Origin of the sequence: Anaerolinea thermolimosa, from assembly GCF_001050195.2 — a bacterium.
In the GTDB taxonomy this organism is placed as follows: Bacteria; Chloroflexota; Anaerolineae; order Anaerolineales; family Anaerolineaceae; genus Anaerolinea; species Anaerolinea thermolimosa.
Window position 1 is genome coordinate 2,691,970 of the sequence record NZ_DF967965.1, and the last position, 21,782, is coordinate 2,713,751.

The window sequence follows — 21,782 nt, forward strand, 5'->3', positions numbered from 1 at the left end:
CCAACACGCCTACCATTACCAACACCCCCACCATCACCAACACCCCCACCATCACGCTGACGCCTTCGAAGACGCCCACGCGCACACCCACTCCCACGCGCACCAACACGCCTACCCCGACGAACACCTTCACCCCCACACCCACCCTGCGGTTCACGCTGACCTATACCATCGCCCCGACCAAGACCCAGACGCCCACCCCCACCAAGACACCCATCACGCCTTCGCCCACCATCGGTTGTCCGCCCGACCTGCCGTGCCCGTGATGAGGTAATCACTCCTTCAGGAGTGTTCCCCCGGTATTCTCCGGGGGAACACTCCCCCGAAGGAACCAGACTACTTTTGATAGAAAGGCAGACTCACCCGCCGGGGCCCTACTCCGGTGCCACAGGCTGTGCCCATGAACCAGGCCCTTCCGTCGTACAGACTTTCCTCACTCACCGTGCCCGTCATCGCGGCAGGGCTGGCGGTGGGGGCCGGTTTGCTTGCCGCCCCGCACCTCCCGATGCTCGAGCTGTTCCACCTGCTCACTTCACTGGCTTATCTCCTGCTTCTTTTCAGCGTCATCACACTCGCCACGGCGCTGGGCGCGTTGCGCGCCCGCATCGGCACACCCTTTTCCTTCCCCCTCCTCCTTCTGCTGGGATATGCCCTGCCTGCTCTGGCCGGCTGGCTGCCGGTGCTCCTGCTGGAGCGCCCCATTCCCCTGGCCGGGCCGGGCCTGCTCTGGATTCCGGCCACCCAGGCCGCCGCGCTGACGCTCCTCTTCCCGCTCCTGCCTCCCGCTCCCGTCGTGCCGGAAAACCGGCCTGCGGGGTCTTCAGCCCGGGCGCTTTTCTGGGGGCTGGGGTTAGGGCTGGCATTCGCTTTCCTCTTTCAGCTGGCCGGAACCGGGTTACCCGCCCTCACCCCGCCCGGAGAGCGGCTTTCAGGCCTCCATCTGACGCTGGCGCTTCTGGCGGCGGTCGGGATGGCCTTTCACAGCGCGCGGTTACTGCGCGGGCAGTGGCTGCGCCGTCCCGCCGGTTGGTTGCCTCACGCTCTGCTGGCAGGCGCGCTTACCTTTCGGCCTCTGACCTTCCTCCCGGCGGCGGTCGCCGCCTGTCTGTTTTCCTGGCTGGCCGGTCAGGAAGGCCAGGTGTGCCCGGCCATGCTGGCTCACCTGGCCTTTAACCTGAGCGCATTGCTCCTGTCCAGCTCTTTGATCCATTGAATCCGGAGTCGAACCCATGCGATTGAAAATCTCATCCTCTCACCTCTTCCGCGTCCTGGCGGCGGGCCTGCTGGGTGCCACCCTCACCTCTGCCCTGCCCGCCCGGGCCGCCCCCGCATCCGCACCCACCCCGCCTTCTCCGGCTCCCATTTATCTCCAGGGAGGCCCTCCCCTTGCCGACCTGAAGCTGGGGATGTACTCGGGCTTCACCCTGGGTGATATTGATGGCGACGGCGACCCCGATGCGCTGGCAGGTGAGATGAGCGGCCGCCTGGTGCTTTACCGCAACGCCGGCGGTCCCAATGTGGGCGCCGCATTTTACCGCCTGCCCGATAACCTTTACCCCGGCGGGCTCCTTGCCATCGACTACGCCCCTCCGGGCTCTTCCACTTACGTCCACCCCGAGCTGGTCGATAACGACCGCGACGGCGACCCCGACCTCTTCATCGCCGCGGTAAACCGCACCCAGTCACCCCCAAAACTGGTCATCGAGTATTACCAGAACGACGGCGGCACCTTTAATAAAGTCTCCGGCACCACCCCCAATGTACCTTCTATCGTCGGCATCACCGAAACCGGTTCACCCGGGCTAAACTGCCGCATCACCAGCCCACCGGAATACGATAGCAACAACTGGAGCAAAGAGATCATCACCCTGGCCGTCGGCGATCTCACCGGAGACAATATTCTGGATGCGGTCGTGGGAGTGATTTATTCCACCGACACAGGCGCACAATACGAACTGCTCATTTATAAAGGCGTGGCGCCAGGGGTCGACCGGCGCTGCCCGGTTTTGATCAGCAATTACACCAGCCAGCCGCAGGAACTGCGCCTGCCCGGCGCGCGGCCCTTCCCTGAGCTCTTCGACGCCGATAGCGACGGCGACCTGGACCTCTTTGTGGGCCTCGCCAGCGGCGTGGTGCGCTACTTTGAGAACACCGGCACCCCCACCAGCCCCACCTTCACCCTGCGCACCGGCCCTGCTAACCCCCTCAACCCCCCCGGCACCACCGACCCCCTTGCCGAGCCCGACTTTGGCGCCTACGTGGTGCCCGAATTCGGCAACCTGACCCTCGACCGCCACCCGGATTTCGCCGCCCTCTCTGGCGATGGCCAGGTCTTTGCCATGCGCTACGACCCCTCGCCAGAGGTCAAGCACTTTGTCCCCTGGCTCACCCCGGCAGATTTTCTCATGCCGCTCGATTCCGGCGGGCGCATCTTTGGAGTGGATGAAGGGGCGGGTATGGTCACCTTTGCCGACCTCGACGGTGACGGCGACCCCGATGCCCTCACCGGCGGCAAGGACGGGGCCATCCGCAATTACAGGAACCTGCTGAAGGAAACCGGCGAGCGCCGCTTTGTAGAACTGAAGGGCAATGCGCGCTGGTTCCCCGCCGACCCGGGGGCTTTCCCCTATGGCGCACCTCTCCTGGCGGACTTCGACCACCAGCAGGGAGGATTTGACGATTACGACCTGGTCATTGCCGCCCAGTTGCCCGATGGTCTCTGCCCGGCGATCTCCACCGCGCCAGCGGGCACCGGAGGCCTGCCCGGCAGTACGGGCGCACTTGCCACCGAGGGTTTCTCTCTCTCCACCGAATCGCGCCAGGCTTCCCCCCTGCCACCGGATGTGCCGCTTGCCACCGGGGTTACCGGCGGGGTGACAACCCAGGGCACAGGCGTCTGGCGGCTGTGCTACTACGAGAACGAGGGCACCGCCTCTCAGCCCAACTTCCAGTTGAACGCATCCGATAGCAGCGGGCGCTACGACCCGTTTGTTGACCCCAACACTGGCCAGCCTCTCTCCATCTCCGGCGAGTACCTCGCCCCGGCCGCAGTGGCCGCCGACGATTACGAAACCTACCCCGACCTCATCCTTGGTACCAGAGCCGGTGGATTAATTTATCTGCACAACCTGGGTGGAGACGATGGCCCCCTCTTTGAAATCGGCAACCCTGCAGACCTCGGCCTGGACACACTCTCCATTCCCTTCGGCACACCTGTCTTCCAGGACCTCGATGGCGACACCAGCCCTGACCTGGTCATCGGTACTGCCGATGGCCGCGTGCGCGTCTTCCACAACGACCAGACACCCGATGATCCCGGCAGCAACGCCAATTACCCCATCGGCCCCTTCACCGAGATCACTGGTGCCGATAACCCCTTTGCTTTCCTTGAACTCGGGCAGTACGCCGCCCCCACCTTCGCCGACCTGGATAGCGACGGCGACCCCGACCTGATCACCGGCAGTGTGCTCAACACCTTCCGCTTTTATGAGAACGTCACCCCTGCTGTGCCGCCCGCCAGCCCCCTGGCCTTTGTGGACTACCGCTTCAACCCCCTGGGAGCGGTTATCCCCCCCAACCAGTACGAAGCCTTCTATTCTCGCTCGGTCAACTTTGGCGACGTGGACGGCGATTCTGATCTGGACGCCTTCGTGGGCAGTGACAGTGGTCTTGATTACTATCGCAACCTCGGCACACCCACGCGAGCGGTGTTCCGCCTTCAACCCCCGGAGCGCAACCCGCTTTCCTCCATTCCCACTCCTTTTGGGGTCAGTAACGTTACTTTTGCCGACACCCACCCCAATTACCCCGGAACCGAGGCTTATGTCAGCGGTTACTTGAATGGGAAAGGCTATATCCGCGGATATTATTACGATACCAGCGCCGGGAGCTTCACCCCCCTTCCCAGCCAGCCCTTCCCTTCCACCAGCACATCTTTCGGGTTCTACACCAATTACGAGGTCGGCACGCGCATCACCTTTTTCCCCAGCGAGAGTTACCCCTGTCTTGACGCCTTCATCACCCTGGGGTCTTTTGCTTCCAGCGGATACAGCTCCTATTATGCCGTGACCCAATTCCTCTGCGGGGGATTGGACTCGAACAGCGAGCCAATCTATACCCTTCCAACAAGCGTCTCGGAATTTGAAGAAAATATTGCTGTGGTTTCTAACCCCTTCTACTACCTCAACTGGCGCCCGCAAAATACGCAAGCTCCCTTCAACAACCAGCCCTATTTCGACAACGGCGAATGGAACGGCACCCTCGCCGGGCCTTCTACCTGGTGGTTTGGCAACAACCTGGGCGAAGTGCAAACCCTGCTTCACGCCTTCTACGATGCGAACTCCGACGCCTATTACATCAACCGCGTGACCGACAACCGCGATCCCTTCCGCGGCGTGCGCCTCCCCAATCCCACCGTGCCCACCGCCGCCGATACCAACGGCGATGGCTTTGTGGAGGCTTACATCGGTTCAGCCAGCGGCGCCATCCTCTACCTGGAGGGGAGTGCCACCCCGCCGCCTTCCGAACGGAACGTGTACCTCCCTCTGATTCGCAAATAAGCCGGAGGGAATGGCAAAACGGTGGGGCGCCGTGACCATACCAGGGCAAAGCACCGCGCCCCACCACTTACAGCTATAATACTTTTTATGGCGGCTAACCGATCTCCTCGTCTGAATCTGCCGGTAGCCGGGCTGGTTTTTCTGTTCATCCTTTACCTGGCCTGGCTCCTCTGGGCAGATCCTGACCCCCGGCAGGCTTTTTTAACCGGAGGGCTCACCCTGTGCTTCACGGCCAGCCTGCCGGCAACCTTCGCCTGGCAGACGTGGCGTGTACTTCCTTCCGGGCGTTTGCGGCGTGCCTGGAGATGGGTCGCCTTCGGGCTGGGGTTGTGGGCACTGGCTGCCGCATTGCGCCTGGGAATGGCCGCTCTCTGGCCGTCAGGGGTGAGTAACCGCTTCTCCCTCCCCGATATCCTCTGGGCTGGCGGGAATGCGCTCCTGGTGGTTGGCTGGCTGCTCTGGCCAGAGCAGAGTCGCTCTCTACACAGCCGATTGCAGTCTCTTTCGGCAGGGGTCATCACCTCGCTTTCAGCTCTGGCGCTGGCCTGGCTGGTGGTTCTTAAACCGCTTGCCAACGTCCCGGCACCGCGCCTGCTTTATCCTGCGCTTGATCTGGCACTCCTCATCCTCCTGCTCGATCTTTCTCTGCTTAAACGCGGCCCAACCTCTGGCCTCAGCCTGGCCTGGCTGGTTTCTGGCCTGGTTGCGCACACCATCAGCGATTGGAGCCTGGCTCTACTCACTGCCGAAACAGGTTATCCCTTTGGCAGTCCCATCGGCATCGGGTGGGTGCTGGGCAACCTGCTCCTGCTGGGGTGGGTGTGGCAATCTGCCCGCGCCGTACCCGCCAGTGAAGAAGTTCCCGCGGGTCAACCCTTCCTCCAGCGTACCCTGGCCGGAGCGCAGGCCCTCGTGCCGCTTGTCCTCACCATCACCCTCGGCTGGTACACCCTCATCGAATGGCAGATCAACGGCCAACCCGACCCCATCGGGCTGTGGGGTACCATCCTGCTGGGCATGGCCCTCATCGGCAGCCAGGGACTGCTTGCAGGCGAGCTGGAATACCAGAAATATGCCCGCCTGGTAGAAAGCCTTGCCGAGCCAGCCTTTATTTGCAGTGCCACAGGAGAACTCAGGCTGGTCAACCCCGCCTTTTTAGAGGTCTGTGGAGCCAGCCCGGAAGCACGCCTGCTCGGCCTTCCACTGGGGCAATGGGTGCAGCCCGCGCAGGCCGTGCCCGCCATGCTTCAGGCCGGTCTGCGCGGAGGCTGGTCGGGTGAGGTAACCCTGCAACGGGCAGATGGCACGCCTGTGCCGGTGATGCTCTCCCTGCGCCCCCTGCTGTGGGGGCGGCGTGAACAACTTGCCCTCGCCGGCACCGCCCATGACCTGAGCGAGATTAAACGCCAGCAGGCCGCCCTGCAGACCGCCTATGAACAGGTGGCCAGCGCCCACGCTGAACTGGGCCGCATGAACCTCATCCTCGAGGAGCGGGTGGCCGAGAAGACCGCCAGCCTCACCGAAGCCTATGCTCAACTGGAACGTCAGAACCTGGCCCTGCAAAACCTCGACCGGTTAAAATCCGATTTCGTCTCCCTCGTTTCACACGAACTGCGCGCCCCGCTCACCAACATCAACGCTGGCATCGAGCTCCTCCTCGCCCGCCCCCGCAATCTGCCCGTCGCTGTACGCCGCACACTCCAGCTGGTGCAGGCCGAAATTCGCCGCCTGACGCACTTCATCGAAACGATCCTCGATCTTTCCGCTTTAGACGCCGGTCGCGCTCCCGTCTACCCTGCTCCGCTGGATATCCATTCTGTCGTCAGCGCCATCCAGCGCCAGATGACCCACCTTCCCGGCGCTGAGCGCATTCACTGGAATCTCCCCTCCGCCCTGCCAGACTTTCTAGCCGATGAACGCGCTCTGACCAGTGTGCTTTTCCACCTGGTGGATAACGCCCTCAAATACGCTCCTGAAGGGCCGGTGGAGGTCACCGCCGGGATGCAGGACGGTCTGGGCTGGCTTTCTGTGCGCGATCACGGCCCGGGTATCGCCGAAGCTGACCTTCCCCTGCTCTTTACCCGCTTTTTCCGCGCCCGCTCTTCCGATGCGCAGACCGTCTACGGCCACGGGCTGGGTCTGTACATGGTTCAGCGCCTTCTGGAAGCGATGAATGGTACAATTAGGGTAGAAAATCATCCCGAAGGGGGTGCCCGTTTTATCTGCTGGCTGCCCCTCGCCCAGGAAGAGGAATCAGGGGAAGAACATGAGCTGGAAAATTCTGGCCGTGGATGACGACCCCACCCTGCTGCGCTTTCTGGAGGATTACCTCCGCGGGGAAAAATATGAGGTCTTCATTGCCAACAACGGCCCCGATGCTCTGCGCATCGCCTACCGCGAACATCCTGACCTGGTAGTGCTGGATGTGATGATGCCTGTCATGGATGGCTGGGAAGTGTGCGCGCGCCTGCGCGAACTCTCCGATGTGCCCATCATCCTTCTCACGGCCAAATCCAGCGAAGCCGATAAACTCCGCGGCTTTCAACTCGGTGTAGATGATTACGTCACCAAGCCTTTCAGTTTTGCCGAGCTGACGGCGCGCATTCAGGCTGTGCTCTCCCGCACCCGCGCGCGCCAGACCAGCGAACGCCGCCTGCTTTATTTTGGTGAGTTCACCCTTGACCTTGACAAACGCGAGGTCTATCGGGGCAGTCAGCCTGTTCCGCTCACCCCCACCGAATATCGCCTGCTGGAAGTGCTGGTGCGCAACAAAGGGCGGGCAGTATCCGAAGACGAACTCAGCCAGCAGGTCTGGGGAGATTACTATCAGGGCGAACGCCCCGCCGTGCGGCGTTACATCTGGACCTTGCGCCAGAAATTTGAGGCCGATCCCAGCCACCCGCGCTGGATTCGCACCGTGCGAGGGTTTGGTTACCGTCTTGGCACTGGCACGGGTACCCTCCAGTTACCGGAAGAACCATGAAACAGGAGTGCTATGAACTTAACGTTACACAACACCTTCCCGGACAGCCTGGAAACCGACTGGAACCGGCTGGTCGAGCAGAATCACGTCCACGTTCCCTTCTTACGTTACGGCTACCTGCGCACCTGGTGGCAAACCCACGGCGGCGGAGAATGGCCCGAAGCGCAACTCGCCCTGGTCACCGCTGAGGAAGACAGGCGCCTGGTGGGGATTGCCCCGCTCTTCTACACTCCGGCGCATCAGGGTCTTGCCCGGTTGATGCTGGTAGGCAGTGTGGAAGTATCCGATTACCTCGACCTCATCGTCGCCCAGGGAAGGCTAGAGCCTTTCCTCCAGGAGCTTTTACCCTTCCTCAAGACAGCCAACCTGCCAGCCTGGCAGGCGCTCGACCTTTATAATATCTTTGATGACAGCCCCACCCTGCCAGCGTTGAAAAACGTCGCCAGCCACCTCGGCTGGAGCTATGAAGCCACACGTGTCTACCATTGCCCCTACATCCCCATCCCCGGCGACTGGGAAGCCTACCTGGCCAGCATTGATAAAAAACAGCGCCATGAAATCAGGCGCAAAATTCGCCGCCTGGAGACTTCGGGCCTGCCCTTCCGCTGGTACCTAGTAAACGATCCGGCCACGCTGGATGACGAAATCACTGCCTTCCTCGCCCTCATGGAACAGGACGAAGAGAAAGCGCGCTTTCTCACCCCACCCATGCGCCAGTTCTTGCGCTCGGTCATCTGGTGGGCTTTCCGCGAAGGTTGTTTACATCTGGCTTTTCTTGAAATTGCGGGGCAAAAGGCCGCCTCCCAGCTCGCCTTTGACTACCTCAACCGTCTATGGGTGTACAACTCGGGTATCTCCGTAGCCCATATTGAATTCTCCCCGGGCTGGGTGCTGCTCGGCTACCAGCTTAAATGGTGTAACGAAACTCACCACGAAGCCTTTGATTTCATGCGCGGGGATGAGGAATACAAATACCGCTTCGGCGCCATCGATCGCTTCCTGGAACGCGCCATCCTGACCCCGCCCATTTGAGAGACCGGGCCGGGAGCCTCAGGGTTTCCCGGCCTTCTTTTCTTCTTTCTGAAGCTCCTCTAAAAGCTGTTCTTCCTGACGCAGGTTACGGTGGCGCACCACCAGGCTGACAATGTAGATCAGCATGACGCCAAAGATAACCGCATAACCGGCGATCATGTAAGCCACTGTATTGGCAGGTGTATCCATAAAAACCTCTTTTCGCTTTCCCGTGCTCACTCAGTAAGCTTCAACTTCATCTGTTCCACCCGTGCACCCAGCTGCCCCAGGCGAATGCGGTGCCACAGCAGGCTGGCAAAGAGGAATGAAAACGCCACCAGGCTTACCGCAAACGTCGCCCCCATGGCCGGAGTCATGGAAAATGAACCCGAAACCGTCGGGTCACCGCCGCCGATTACCACCGGGTGAATGGTGCGGTAAATGCGGATCGAAAAGAAGGTAAGCGGCACACTGATGAACCCAATGATGGCATACACCGCCCCAAAACGGGCGCGCCGTTCGGGGTCTTCAATGCCCTGGCGCAGCATCAGGTAAGCCGCGTACAGCAGCTCCATAATCGTGGCAGTCGTCAGGCGCGGGTCCCACGTCCACCAGGTGTTCCAGATGGGGCGCGCCCAGATGGACCCCGTGATGATGTTAATCAGCATGAAGGTGAGCCCAATTTCAATTGCTCCCAGCCCCACCAGGTCCCAAACCGGTTTGCGTGAGACGAGGTAGGCAACCCCGGCAACGACCGCAGCCAGGAAACCAAGCATACCTACCCAACCAGCGGCCACATGGAAGTAAAACACTTTCTGCACTGCGCCCATCACCCGTTCGATGGGGGCATACCCGAAGACCATGTACGTGGCAACCGCCATCACCAACACGGTTACCACATCCAGGCCGATGAGTAAACGAGGTTGAGATTTCATTCATTCCTCCACAACAGACTCAAACACCATGAAAGCAATGGAAGTAAAGATCACATCATAGGCCAGCAGAAGCTGTAACCAGGGGAGAATTTCTTCCATGGGCAGGCGCTGAAGATACCCACTGCTGGCTTTCACAGCCGCCACCAGCACCGGAATCACCACCGGGAACAACAGAATCGGGAGCAGAATATCGCGGGTGCGCGCCTGCACCGCCATGGCGGCCAGCAGTGTGCCCACCGCGGTATATCCTTCAGCACCCAGGAAAATGACCCACAGTAGCCCCCCCTGCGCAAAGAGGTTGACGTTGTAAAGAATGCTGTAAACCGGCAATACGATGGCCGCCACCACCAGCATGAAAACCAGATTTGCAATGGCCTTGCCAAAATAAATCGCCGTGCGATCTACTGGTGCCAGCAGCAAGCCATCCAGGCAACCCCGATCTTTCTCCACTGCCAGCGACCGGTTGAGCCCAAGCGTGCCGGCAAATACAAAAGTCACCCACAACACCCCTGAGGTAACGTTTGCCCGCGCGACCGCATCCAGTTCCAGCGCAAAATTAAAGATGAAGATCACCAGCAAGGCAAAAACAAGCATGGAAGAAAGCAATTCCCGGCTGCGTAATTCAGCCGCCAGGTCTTTCCACACCACCGCCCCCAGAGCCCGCAGGAACCCCCTCATAATGCCTCCTCCACCGGGGGGGTCGCTTCAGCCAGGGCACGGCGATAAAAGGCGAGCAATCCATCGGGGGGGAGGGCATCGCGCCGCACACTGGAGCAGATTCTCCCCCGGCTGAGCACATCAAACCGCGAGGCCATTTCCTCCACCCGCGCCAGGTCATGCGAGGTCATCACCACCGTTCGCCCTCGCGCTGCCACCTGCATGAGCACCTCATCCAGCATTTCACAGGCATCCTGGTCCAGCCCTGTGTGCGGTTCGTCCAGTAAAAGCACCTCCGGGTCATGAAGAATGGCCCGCCCGATGGCCAGGCGCTGCTGCATGCCTCTGGAGAATGTCCGCACCAGGTCGCGTCGGCGTGAGGTTAACCCCACCAGGGTAAGCACTTCGCCCACCCGTTTTTCGAGGGCATCAACGCCATACATGCGGCCGTAAAAGCGCAAATTCTCTTCAGCGGTAAGATCGCCATAAAGGAGAGGAAGGTGCGAAACAACCCCCAGCTTCTGGCGCACTGCGGTGGCCTGGCGGGGCAGGTCGCAGCCCGCCACACTCACCCGCCCGGCCGAAGGCGCCGAAAGAGAAGCCAGAATACGCAAAAAAGTGGTCTTTCCGGCGCCATTGGGGCCTAAAAGCGCCACAAATTCGCCCTGGCGTACATGAAAATCCAGCCCGCGCAGAACAACCTTCGGCCCAAAACGCTTCAGCAACCGGGAGACTTCAATGAGGGTAGAATCTTGCATGGGCTAAATCAGGTCAGTGGGTGCCACGCAGCCGGCGTAAGCGTTCTTTGAGTTCTGCCCGGCGCAGGGTGTAGGCTTCTTCAGGTAATTTACCGGCCTGGTACAGATCGTCCAGCGCCACAATGGCATCCAACAGGCTCTCTTCACTCTCCTCAGGCGGCTCAACCTCATTCTCCACCACAGGTGTAGCAACCCCCTTCTTCTGGCGCAACAACCATACCCCTGCCCCCACCAGAGCCAACCCAAACGCTCCCAGCCCGATCAAGAGGCCAGTGTGACCATTGCCGTTTGCCGGGGTTCCAGCAGCTTTGCCTGAAAGCCGCATCCGCAAAGGATCTTTCGCCGAAAGCCCGGAGGCGGTGTATAGTTGAACGGTCATTCCCTGTACATCCCGTGAACCTGCAGCCATCAGCTGATCACTTTCCAATTTTACCCCGCCCGGAGGCAGCATGACTACCGCCGCATTCACAAACAGAGGCAATGGAATCGCCAAATCGAGCTTACGGTCGTATGGAAGATCATAAGAAAAGAGAACCTGGTGCGGCTGTGAACCCGGAGCAATGGGTGCCAGATCGCCAAAGCCATCGGCCGTTTGGACGAATCGATCTCCCAGGGCACCGCCGTCAAGCTGAAGGTTGGTTGCCCCCTCCGGCAAAGAGAAAACCAGCGCGGGTTGGTCTGGGGCCGCTGGCACAATCAACTTATCGGTCGGGTTAGCGATGATAAACAATTCCACCACCTGCACCTTGCCGGCCAGGCTGAAATCAAAGAATACATGCAGGCGGTCAACCATCAACTGCGAAGGATCAGTGCTCGTCTCATACACGGTTACTGGCAGGTCGGCCACCTCTCCGCTGACGTCTGAGGGATGCAAAATATCCGAATTGAAGGTGTAGCCGTCTTTCTCAACCCGCACCATGAAAGCCGTCCCCGGTTTGACCTGGACATCTTCGAATTGATAACTCCCGTCCGCGCCGCTCACCGTCGTCGTTTCCGAAACCTGGTTCATGCCTTCGAACCCTATTAAGGTCACCTTGAGGCCAGCCGGAGGGGTCACGCCTCCCGGGCCGGTAATCCTCCCCCGAATGGTGAGGCTGCGTGTTGTTCCCGGGGTGCCCTCCGCCACAGGAGCTTCTCCCTGAGGGGTTTGCTTCGCTTCAGGGGTAGTCTGCGCCTGTTCCCCTCCCCCGCTACTGGCATAAGTCAGGGAGCGAATGTAAGCCACCACGGCGGTGCGTTCACTCGCCGAAAGCTGATCCCCGAAAGCCGGCATACTCCCCTGGCCCTCGACCACGGCCTTTTCCAGTTCCTCGTCCGACAACCCGGCCAGTCTTTGCTGGTTGGTCCAATCAGGTGCATTCTCTGCACTGCCCTGCCCGCGATCGCCATGACAGGAAGCACAACGCGCCTCGTAAACCTGCTTTCCTGTGCCCAGGTCAATCGACTGTCTGCTCAGCGTGAACACATAGGCCACCACATCCCAGCGCTGACGATCATTGAGGCTGCCCGAAAACCCCGGCATAAAGCGATCAAGCCGGCCCTCGCTGACCACCGTGAACCAATCTGCCGGGCGTGCCTTGCGTGCCACCTCAGGGCTACCTATGGCTGGTGGGGTGGCAGGCAGATTACTCGCCTGAGGACCGTCTCCCATGCCCGTCGATCCGTGGCAGGGTAAACATTTTTCTTCATAAATCACCTTCCCCTGCGCAGGATCCGGTGGCAGAAGCGGAAAAGCCGTGCTGACGGCCTGCACCTCTGAAGGCTGGGCCGCGGTCGCATTTTGAAGGTTGGGCGGAGGGGTGATATCTTCTGCCAGTGAAATTCCACCACAGCCGCTTATGAACATCAGCGTAATCAGGCCGCCGAGCAGCCAGAACCATTTTCTCATCATTCTTTTCCCCTGAAGCCGCTTAATCATGGAGCCTGGTACCACAGTTCGAACAGAAAGCATCCGAGCGCTGCACCACCTGCCCGCATTTCGGGCAAAAACCGGCGGCCTTGTCCTTCCGTTGCGCCCGCCGGCGGGCAATTAACTCTTCCAGTTCATCTTCTTGAGGAATGGCGTTCTCTGCCGCTGCCACCCTCCTTGAAGCCGCGTCAGCGCGCCGTGCGGCCACCTCGCGCTCGATTCGCTCTTCCACAGCAGCCTCGGCCGGGTGACCTTCCAGAGCATCCAGTTCGCGCAAGACCCCAGCCGCATGGCGCAGCAATTCCGCCCGTTGCACGGGATAATCTTCCTCTGGGATTTTCCCCAGCGCAAAATCAAAATCCAGGTCCTGTAATGCTGAAAACAACCGATCTCGTTCGGCAAGTAACGCCGAACGACGGTGCTCCACGCTATCTACCCGGGCGGTATCCAGTAAGGGAGTTCGGTTGTTGAATGAACGGAAAAAAGGCTGGCTGATGAACAAACCCACCAGCACAGCCAGTGCCAACACAAGAAAAACCGTTCCGATATCCATGCCGCGGTGAACCCTTTTCTAGTGGATCAATGGTTGAATGGTTTGGATTATCTCCTGGGTTGACTGGAAGGGGCCAATTTTCACCGCCGCCAATCGCCCATCACTTCCGATAATATACGTCTCAGGTACGCCGCGAATGCGGAACATCTGCGAGACGGTCGTGCGTAGATCGGGGCCATTGGGGTAAGTAATGCCGAATTTTTCCAGGTAGGCTTTGGAATTTGGCTCGGTGTCCACATAGGCCAGCCCCAGGAAAACCACCTTTCCCGAATCCTTGAAATACTGGTAAGCCTCTTCCAGCTCGCGGGCTTCCTGCTCACACGGCTTGCACCACGAAGCCCAGAAATTGACCACGATGACTTTCCCGGCCAGGTCGCGGCTGTGAATCGTCTGCCCATCGAAGGTGATCATTTGAATATCCGGCACCCGGTCTCCCACGCTGATCGGACCGCTCATAGAACGCCGCAACCCCCAGGCAATCAGCGCCAGAAACCCCAGAAGAAGAACAAAAGCCAGCACAATCACCACCGTCGGCAGGCGCCGCGGGGTAGTCTCTGACACACTCATAACCTCTCCACGATCCATCTTCCTCACCTCCCGGACTTTTCCGCCCGCTTCAGCTCTTCTTCAACGCGCTTCAGATATTCATCCTCCGGTGAGAGGAGAACCGCTGGAGCAGCCTCTGCCGGTGTGGGCTTTGCCTGCATCCTTCGCAGGATGCGGATCACCAGCACCGCCCCGGCCAGAATGGCTACCGGCGGCAGGACATAAATGAGCCAGTTTAAACCGCGCTGTGGCGGCTCGGCCAGCACCCGGTCTCCGTATTGCATGGCAAAGTATTCTTTGATCTGCTCATCGCTCCAGCCTTCAGAGAGCTTCAGCCGAATCAGTTCCCGCCACTCCTGACAGGCCGTGGTCGGGCAGACGTCCAACGGAACATTTTCACACACCGGGCAATAAAGCTGTCGCGCCACCCGGTTGACGTCGTTATCCGAAGGGGTCGGTTGTTGTGCCTGCACCCTCTGGGCCAGCCCCCCCACCAGCGCCGCAACCATCATCAGAAGAGAAACCAGCAGAAACACCTTCTTACTCATCAAAAACGTGCCTCTCATTCCTAGGCTGTCTGCCGAGCCAACCGCTCACGCCCCACTGTGCGCGCCTGTTCTACCTCGGGGTCACGGTCGGGCCAGGCAGCTACCAGGGTACCAAAGATCAACCAGATACCGCCAATCCATACCCAGTTGACCAGCGGGTTATGGAACACCTTGAAGGTAGCCCCTTCTGCCGAAATCGGACGCCAGTCTACCAGCAACACATACAGGTCGTCCTCCAGCGTACTGCGTACACCGGGGATGGTCATGGGCTGCTGTGAGGCATAATAGTAATCCCGCCGGGGGTGAAGCTCTCCCAGATAACGCCCGCCACGAGAAACATCAACCACCGCCCGGGCCACATTGCGTCCATCGGGAGCATCGAACTCGTCCAGCTTGCGGTAAGTGACCGTATACCCCGCCAATTGAATCGAATCTCCGGCTTTGAGTGTGCCTTGCGTCTCCTGCTGGAAAATTTCAATCCCGATGATCCCAATCGCCATGAGTACGATTCCCAGGTGAATGGTGTACCCACCATACCTGCGCCGGTTCCGCCCGGCCAGATTCCAGAAGGCCATCCACAGGTTCTCGCCCGTACGCCGTGCGCGCGCCAGCACCGCCCGCCCATACTCATACAACGTCACGGAGGCGGTGAAAGCCACCAGCCAGAAGCCCAGGAGCGCCCCAAAGGAACGCACCCCAGCCAGCAAAACCAACCCGAGGACTACCACAGAGACGAGCGCTGGCTTCCATAAAGCCCGCCCCAGCGTGCGGATGGTAGAATGCCCCCACGCCGAGAGAGGCGCAACGCCCATCAGGAACAACAACCCCACAAAAAGCGGCGCTGTAGCCCGCTCATAGAAGGGGGGGCCAACTGTCACCTTCTGGCCAGTAAGCAACTCCGAAACGAGCGGGAAAATTACCCCTGAAAAGCAAACTACGAGGATACCCATGAAGAGCAAATTATTAAAGAGAAACAACGACTCGCGGGAAAGCAGCGAGTGCATGTGACCTTCGGCTTCCAAATCGGTCCAGCGGTAGAGAAGCAACGCCAGTGACAGGATAAACATCACCCCGATGAAACCAAAGAACATCGGGCCGATGGCGCTCTGAGCGAAGGCATGCACTGAAGACAACACCCCCGAACGGGTAAGGAACGTGCCGAAGATCACCAGGCAGTAGGTCAGGATAATCAGCACCATGTTCCATCGCTTGAACAGCCCACGCTTCTCCTGAATCATCACCGAATGCAAAAAGGCCGTCCCGCTCAGCCACGGCATGAAAGCGGCAATTTCTACCGGGTCCCAGCCCCAGTAACCGCCCCAACCAAGCACGTCATACGCCCAACGCCCTCCCAGCACCAATCCCAACGAGAGGAACAACCAGGCCACCAACGTCCAGCGCCGCGTGAGGCGAATCCAGCGGTCATCGGTGCGCCCCGTCACCAATGCGGCAATGGCAAACGCAAAAGGAATGACAAACGATACAAAACCCAGGTAAAGCATCGGTGGATGAATAATCATTCCCGGATGCCGTAATAATGGGTTAAGCCCGCGTCCGTCGGACGGGAAAATCGGCACACTGTTGGCCGGCTGGAAGAAGGCTTCCACTTCACCGGTTGGGGTAGCCCAGAAGCGGTTGAACGGGTTCTCAAAGAAGATCACCAGCGCCAGGAAAAACGCCACCGTCACCAGACTGACCACAATCACCCAGGGAAGAAATTCGCGGTCGCGCTCCCAACGGCGCAGGGTGACTGCCGTGGTAAACGCAGAAAGCAGCCAGATCCAGAAGGTGAGTGAACCGGCTTGCCCACCCCACCAGGAGGTGATCTTCAGATAGAGCGGCATGGCATTACTGGTGACGGAATAAACAAAACTGACCTCATAATGCCCCGTAACAAGCAAATACACCAGCGCCCCTGCCGCCAGACTGACCAGGGGGAAAGTCAACTGCTGAGCATGCCGTGCACTTTCTACCCAGGCGGCCTTCCCACTGCGCACCCCATAAACCGCCGCGCCAATGCCATACAGGGATACAAGAAAGGTAAGCACCAGCACGCCAAAACCAAAGCTAGCAATCATGGAATTCTCCTCAACCTTAAAAAGGTTTCGATGAGTTACCGTCCATCAAAACCTTTAAGGATCCATCCTCTTACCAGTAGAAACGAAGGAAAACTCACTTCCCTGCGTCAACCTGGCCGGGAACGGCCTCTTCGTATCGCGTAGGGCATTTGAGTAAAAGCTCATCGGCGTAAAACAGCCCATCTTCGCCCATTTTGCCCGTCACAATGGCCTGGGCTTCATTACGAAGCAAGTCAGGCATGACCCCGTGATACACAACCGTCAGCCGGGAGCGGGCAGGGTCAACCACCGCCGCATGGAGCACGGCCGCCATCCCCCCCTGCGCGTCGACTTCTTTCTGGCTGCCCGGGGTATGAGCAATGGTGAAGGTCAGCTTCAGGTTTTCGGAGTCGTATTGAATGGTATCGCCAACTACCGCACCCGACACCCGTAACTGCCGCCCCACCAGAGCGCTCCCTTGGGCCTTCACCTCATCTACCGTCATAAAATACTGGGCATTGGCCGTAGCCGATGTCCAGATCAGATATACAATCGCCGCGACGATCATCAGTCCGCCGATGAGAAATTTCCATCGACCCGCCGCCGCAGGCCTGGAAGAACTGCCCACCTTCAAAGCTGACCGTTCCGCAATATCCATGTCAAAACCTCCGACGATAGCCATTAAGGATCATCATGATTTCATTCTGTCAGATCAGGATTAATTCAGAGTGAGAATCGGGCGTTATTTTTCACTCCGGGTAGAAATCAGGAGCCCTCTCCGCTGCCAGGTTCCTCACTCGCTGAGAGGAAACCCTGACACCCTTTGAATGCCTCCCGGCCATTCCTGATGTCGGCGGAATTATACCAGATACAGGAGTGAACTGATCAGATTAATCGCCTAACGTGTGGATCTCTTCGAGTTTTTCTGCACGCGTCTGATCTGCCCCACCTGCATTTCTACCGGCATATACCTTTTACTGAGCAATTCGATCAACACACGCACCCGCTCTGTGCCCGGCAGGCGAACATCGAAAATCGCCTCATAACCAGCAAAGGGGCCATCAAAAATGTACACCCGCGACCCCTTCTCCATCTCCTCAAATTCTATGCCCCCTGCCTCATTCACCTCTTGCACCCTCTGGCGGATCGCCTGAATCAGGTTCTCTGGCACCATCGCCGGTTCGTGATCAAAAGCCACCATCCCCCGAGAGAACGGCATATACTGAAAGAAAGAATAACCGACCTTTTCCAGGTCAACATGCACAAAAAGGTAGCCAGGGAAATAGGCTTTGATCTTCCTGGCCCGTGGATTAACCGGGTTGACTCGGATACGCGGGAAAAAAGCTTCCACCCCGCGGGTTACCAGTTCTTTATACAGCGCGTCCTCGCGGTTGGGCTTACTTTGCATTGCGTACCAGTGCTCAGCCATTTTTATCCTGTAAAAAACCTAACCACACCTTCGTCCAACACCCCTGCGCTTAATGAAACACCAGCCTGAAGTCCGTAGTCTCCTCCAACCATCCTTCCCAGGTCCATTCCCCAGGCTGTGGGCCGCTACGCCACCCATCCGCAGGCTTCATCTTCATCCCTTCCGGAATCTGAACGATCAGGCGTAGCCCCGACCGCACCACCCCAGGTTGCTTTTGGACTCGCAACTCATAAACCCATCCTTCTTTTGTCTGCCGTACCACTCTTGAAGGAAGTCTCCAGCTCAGAATGGCTGTCTGGCGGTCACCCGCGGGGAGCACCAGAAGCCCGGCAAATGCTATTGTACCGCCTTCTGCTGGAGATGATTGTACCATTCCATCGTACCCTTTTTGGTTCAGCATCCTTTCAGGTGGCACAGCAGGCACCTGGGCAAAAAGCAGTTCACTATCCTTCGGCACCAGAACCCGCCAGTAATTCCAGTAACAGCGGTTTTGTAAATCGGCATACGTAAGCCCGTACATTTCCTTGTGCACACAGGCCACCCCAGGTTGAGCTCGACTGGTATATTCCAGAACAAGCGTCGCCTGAGGGTTCTGGAGTACACGGGCATCCACCCGGTAGGTAACCGTTCTCTCAATCAAAGCATCGGCTTTATTAAATCCGATGTTTGAATCGACCGGCATGAGAAAATCCCCTTCACCAAGACGAACAGCTCCATCTAACCCGGCCTTTGCCAGCGCCATCTGCGCCCCAGAATCTTTTAAATACATCAGCAAATGTCCCTGCCTCAGCATCTGAAAGATCACCGTTCCAGTTTTAAAAAGGGTCCTCCCATCGCTCGTACCTGTAAGCCGTTTGAGAATGGCCGCTCCGAGATGCCCCATAAAATCCTTCCGTTGAGACCACCACTCCCCTGTTACCCCTTCCTTCGGGTCAGGCTCCCACGCTTGTTGCATCCAACGTACCACATTCTTTGCATGAATCGCCTCAGAGGCACCTTCCACCGTAAGCGGGCCAATGGCAGCCAACAGCTGAACAATAACCTGCTGATCGATAGCCAGCACGCCATCGACCTCTACCCCGGTAGAGAGCGTGTAAAGGTGGGCAATCTCCTCTGCCGCGGTTGGAAAATCCGGCGACCAGTTTGCATCGCGCGGCACCCAGATGCCAGCCAGCATGTAGGTTGCCAGAGGTTCAGGAGGAAGAGGATACCCGGCTTCCAGACGATCTACCGAGTAGGAATCTTTCACATCAAACCGCACAACCTCACCCCTGCGCACCTGAAGCAAACCAAAAGCAGAAATAAAGCCACCTGTGGCGCGTAATTCATCGCTGTTTTGCACCACCAGTAAATAGGTCTGTCCCCGTTCCTCACCAGCCAGCGCTGGTAAATAGGGCAACAGCCCCACCCCGCCAGCTACAAGCGAAAACTGCCGATCCATAGAGCGCAGTCTCTCCCCCAGGTTTCCTGACAGGAGATTAAAATCGAGCCCTGCGCGTGCCTGAGAAGCCGCTTCAACCGCTTGAAGGGCTTTTCTGAGGTTCTCCTGGTGCGTCTCCACGTGGTTTAACCACTGTCTCTGAAAGACCCCCCCGTTTGCCGGAAATTCTAATCCATCCAGGAGCCAGAATCCCACCTCAGCCAAACCTTTCCCATACAACAGCAACGCCTCGGACTGAGACAGATACCCTCCTACCCCCGGCACCCAGTCTGTATTGTGGAAGACCGGAAACAACGGTGCCATACCCCAAAGCAAATGATCGGCATGGCGATTGATTCGCTCCAATTCTTGCACTGCCACCTGCAAACTCTCATCACTCACACCATTACCAACCGTACGTTGGATCTTCCGCAATGAAATCATCAACCCGGCCCCATGCCACGTGAGTACCCCCAGCCATATCAAAATTCCCCCCATCACCCCCAGGAGTAACCAACTCCGTAAAGCGTTCTTTTTGAAAGGAAATTGCGACTCTTTCACTGTATCACCCCTTATAGAATCATGCTATTATTATGACACGTTTTGTAAACGGATTTCAGGGAGCAGAACAATATGGCGGGGAGAAAAAACCAGGTCTTTCTGGCCGTTGGCATCATGGTGCTCATTCTGACGTTGGGAGCCATTACCGGCACAGGTGAAGCGAGTTTCCGGGGACAGACGGTCCCCACGCTCAGCCCCACATCGACCCCTCCCCCACCCGAACCGACCAATACCTCTCAGGTCATTGAACCCACCCAGGCGACTCAACCCACTGTTGTCCCAACGCTGGCGCCAACTGAGCCTCAAACGGCATCAACTGCAACCACAGGTTCTCAACCTGCCGCTACAAGCACCACGGCAGGGCAAATTCCGGCCACCCCCACCCTCGGCCTTGAACAGCAACCATCACCAACCCCTGTGCCTTCTGCAACTCAGGGCACCCTTAAAACCGTATATTTTCTTGCCTGTGGTTTAGGGTTAATTGTAGCCATTGGGCTTATCCTGCTCCTGGCTATTCGAAAGCCTACAACACCGCCATCCGGTTCCAATCATCCGTAATCCCATACCACCCTTTCTCAGGGTGAGGGGGCAATTTCTTTGGGGGATGTTCCTATGAGAAGAAAATCTTTTAATTTCTTGGCCTTGGTTGTGGCAAGCCTTCTGCTTGCGTTGCTCCTTTTCAATCGATCTCAGACGCCTGCGCTTGCCCAAGATCCAGATCCTTCTAACGTCTACCTTCCGTTGATCATTAAACCACCCGTTGTTCTTTGCCGGTTTGGGATTGCCGCCGTATCTGGATTACCAGGCTACAATACCGATCTCGGCCCGCTGAAGGTTGGGGCTTTCATCGACTGGGGCACAGAACCAGCGCGCTCTTTGCCCCCAGAAGTAGATTACATTCACGTCATCAGTGTTCGCGGAGACAGCTTCGATGACACAGACAGAGCGGCACAGGCAGCTGCTCTGGCTGCCGCCAACCCTGGTGATTACTGGCAGGTTGGCAATGAGCCAGATACCTCGTATTACGGGGGGAATGGGATCACACAGGACAACATCACCGCCGAAACCTACGCCCACCGATTTAGAGTGATCGCTGAAGCCATCAAGAATGCCGACCCAACGGCAAAAATAGGTTTTGGCTCCATCGTCCAACCTACCCCCATTCGTCTGCGTTATTTAGACCGCGCCTGGACGGCTCTGCTCATTGAAACCGATTCCTACGCTAAAACCAATAGCCTGGTTGATTTCTGGAGCATCCATTCCTTCATTCTCAACGAAATTCCCGGCCAATGGGGCACAGGTATTCCTAAAGGTTTTGAAGATGACTACTCCGATGCTGTAGCCATCACCAACTTTGCCGATACTTACTCCATCTCTCTGTTCCAGGAACGGATTCTCGCTATGCGCCGCTGGATGCGCGACCGCGGGCAACGTGAGAAAGCCTTGTGGATCACCGAATTTGGCAGCCTCTTTCCACCTGTTGACCAACCCGGCGGCCCCAATAACGTCAACGTTCCAGATTCTGTCACAGCCAATTTCATGGTGCAGACATTTAACTACCTGAACACCGCCACCAGTTCATCTCTGGGGCTACCCTCAGATGGAAATCGCCTGGTACAGCGCTGGTTTTGGTATAGCTTGAATGATCACCGCTATTACTTCGGTGGCAGCCTTTACGATCCAGACGACGGAGGTGCAATCACCCCGGTCGGAAACAAATTCATTCAGTATGTTACTCCGCTCACACCAGAAATGAACTGCAAACCATAAGTCAAGCGGAGAAAGTTGCCAGGGCAGGCAACCCCTCCTCCAATTCATGAAACTGCTCAGTGACCCGCTGTTTGAACCAAAGCGGC

Annotated in this window: 19 protein-coding genes and 1 pseudogene; 8 read left to right on the forward strand and 12 right to left on the reverse strand. The window is 58.3% G+C overall.

The genetic code is table 11. The features are described from left to right. From ATHL_RS12245 to ATHL_RS12270, 6 genes and pseudogenes are all read left to right on the forward strand, one after another. Window positions 1-266: pseudogene (locus tag ATHL_RS12245) on the forward strand (DUF5979 domain-containing protein); the annotation flags it as partial. A 134-nt stretch (window positions 267-400) separates the two neighbouring features. Beyond that, complete coding sequence (locus tag ATHL_RS12250; RefSeq protein WP_062194139.1) at window positions 401-1,213, forward strand: hypothetical protein; 813 nt, start codon at window positions 401-403, stop codon at window positions 1,211-1,213. A gap of 16 nt (window positions 1,214-1,229) precedes the next feature. Beyond that, window positions 1,230-4,559 carry an FG-GAP repeat domain-containing protein gene (locus ATHL_RS12255; RefSeq protein ID WP_062194142.1) on the forward strand — a complete coding sequence of 1,110 codons (3,330 nt, stop codon included), beginning with the start codon at window positions 1,230-1,232 and terminating at the stop codon, window positions 4,557-4,559. Window positions 4,560-4,646: 87 nt separating this feature from the next. Beyond that, window positions 4,647-6,854, forward strand: coding sequence for a sensor histidine kinase (locus ATHL_RS12260; RefSeq protein ID WP_062194145.1), 2,208 nt, complete (start codon window positions 4,647-4,649; stop codon window positions 6,852-6,854). Further along, entirely contained in the window at window positions 6,826-7,542 is a 717-nt protein-coding gene (locus ATHL_RS12265) for a response regulator transcription factor (RefSeq protein WP_062194147.1), read from the forward strand. The genes ATHL_RS12260 and ATHL_RS12265 overlap by 29 nt, the downstream gene beginning before the upstream one ends. 12 nt (window positions 7,543-7,554) lie before the next feature. Next, a complete protein-coding gene (locus tag ATHL_RS12270; protein ID WP_062194150.1) occupies window positions 7,555-8,574 on the forward strand; it encodes a GNAT family N-acetyltransferase in 1,020 nt (339 codons plus the stop codon). An 18-nt stretch (window positions 8,575-8,592) separates the two neighbouring features. On the opposite strand, the gene ATHL_RS18930 is transcribed toward ATHL_RS12270, so the two are convergent. The 12 genes from ATHL_RS18930 to ATHL_RS12325 all read right to left on the reverse strand — a co-directional run bounded on the left by ATHL_RS18930 (window position 8,593) and on the right by ATHL_RS12325 (window position 19,926). Then, window positions 8,593-8,763 carry a hypothetical protein gene (locus ATHL_RS18930; protein WP_162787695.1) on the reverse strand — a complete coding sequence of 57 codons (171 nt, stop codon included), beginning with the start codon at window positions 8,761-8,763 and terminating at the stop codon, window positions 8,593-8,595. Window positions 8,764-8,789: 26 nt separating this feature from the next. Then, window positions 8,790-9,488 carry a cytochrome c biogenesis protein gene (locus tag ATHL_RS12275; protein ID WP_062194152.1) on the reverse strand — a complete coding sequence of 233 codons (699 nt, stop codon included), beginning with the start codon at window positions 9,486-9,488 and terminating at the stop codon, window positions 8,790-8,792. Then, the gene (locus ATHL_RS12280) at window positions 9,489-10,166 is read right to left on the reverse strand and encodes a heme exporter protein CcmB (RefSeq protein WP_062194155.1); all 678 of its coding nucleotides are present in this window, start codon (window positions 10,164-10,166) and stop codon (window positions 9,489-9,491) included. Beyond that, entirely contained in the window at window positions 10,163-10,903 is a 741-nt protein-coding gene (ccmA, locus tag ATHL_RS12285; RefSeq protein WP_062194158.1) for a heme ABC exporter ATP-binding protein CcmA, read from the reverse strand. The genes ATHL_RS12280 and ccmA overlap by 4 nt, the downstream gene beginning before the upstream one ends. 13 nt (window positions 10,904-10,916) lie before the next feature. After that, window positions 10,917-12,794, reverse strand: a complete 1,878-nt coding sequence (locus ATHL_RS12290) for a c-type cytochrome (protein WP_162787696.1) — start codon at window positions 12,792-12,794, stop codon at window positions 10,917-10,919. A gap of 19 nt (window positions 12,795-12,813) precedes the next feature. After that, window positions 12,814-13,365: a zinc ribbon domain-containing protein gene (locus ATHL_RS12295; RefSeq protein ID WP_062194162.1), complete on the reverse strand. Its 552-nt coding sequence runs from the start codon at window positions 13,363-13,365 to the stop codon at window positions 12,814-12,816. Between the two features lie 18 nt (window positions 13,366-13,383). Beyond that, window positions 13,384-13,932 carry a TlpA family protein disulfide reductase gene (locus tag ATHL_RS12300; protein ID WP_162787697.1) on the reverse strand — a complete coding sequence of 183 codons (549 nt, stop codon included), beginning with the start codon at window positions 13,930-13,932 and terminating at the stop codon, window positions 13,384-13,386. A 23-nt stretch (window positions 13,933-13,955) separates the two neighbouring features. Continuing rightward, window positions 13,956-14,459 carry a cytochrome c-type biogenesis protein gene (locus tag ATHL_RS12305; RefSeq protein ID WP_062194175.1) on the reverse strand — a complete coding sequence of 168 codons (504 nt, stop codon included), beginning with the start codon at window positions 14,457-14,459 and terminating at the stop codon, window positions 13,956-13,958. 20 nt (window positions 14,460-14,479) lie between these two features. Continuing rightward, window positions 14,480-16,537: a heme lyase CcmF/NrfE family subunit gene (locus tag ATHL_RS12310; protein ID WP_062194178.1), complete on the reverse strand. Its 2,058-nt coding sequence runs from the start codon at window positions 16,535-16,537 to the stop codon at window positions 14,480-14,482. A gap of 94 nt (window positions 16,538-16,631) precedes the next feature. Then, a complete protein-coding gene (locus ATHL_RS12315; RefSeq protein WP_062194180.1) occupies window positions 16,632-17,174 on the reverse strand; it encodes a cytochrome c maturation protein CcmE in 543 nt (180 codons plus the stop codon). 240 nt (window positions 17,175-17,414) lie between these two features. Further along, window positions 17,415-17,945, reverse strand: a complete 531-nt coding sequence (gene nusG, locus ATHL_RS12320) for a transcription termination/antitermination protein NusG (protein WP_062194183.1) — start codon at window positions 17,943-17,945, stop codon at window positions 17,415-17,417. 49 nt (window positions 17,946-17,994) lie between these two features. Next, window positions 17,995-19,926 carry a DUF4012 domain-containing protein gene (locus ATHL_RS12325; protein ID WP_062194185.1) on the reverse strand — a complete coding sequence of 644 codons (1,932 nt, stop codon included), beginning with the start codon at window positions 19,924-19,926 and terminating at the stop codon, window positions 17,995-17,997. Between the two features lie 72 nt (window positions 19,927-19,998). Between ATHL_RS12325 and ATHL_RS12330 the strand changes: the two genes are divergently transcribed. Together ATHL_RS12330 and ATHL_RS12335 are read left to right on the forward strand one after the other, a co-directional pair. Continuing rightward, the gene (locus ATHL_RS12330; protein WP_062194188.1) at window positions 19,999-20,484 is read left to right on the forward strand and encodes a hypothetical protein; all 486 of its coding nucleotides are present in this window, start codon (window positions 19,999-20,001) and stop codon (window positions 20,482-20,484) included. An 84-nt stretch (window positions 20,485-20,568) separates the two neighbouring features. Next, entirely contained in the window at window positions 20,569-21,696 is a 1,128-nt protein-coding gene (locus tag ATHL_RS12335) for a glycoside hydrolase family protein (RefSeq protein WP_162787698.1), read from the forward strand. Window positions 21,697-21,782: the final 86 nt, after the last annotated feature.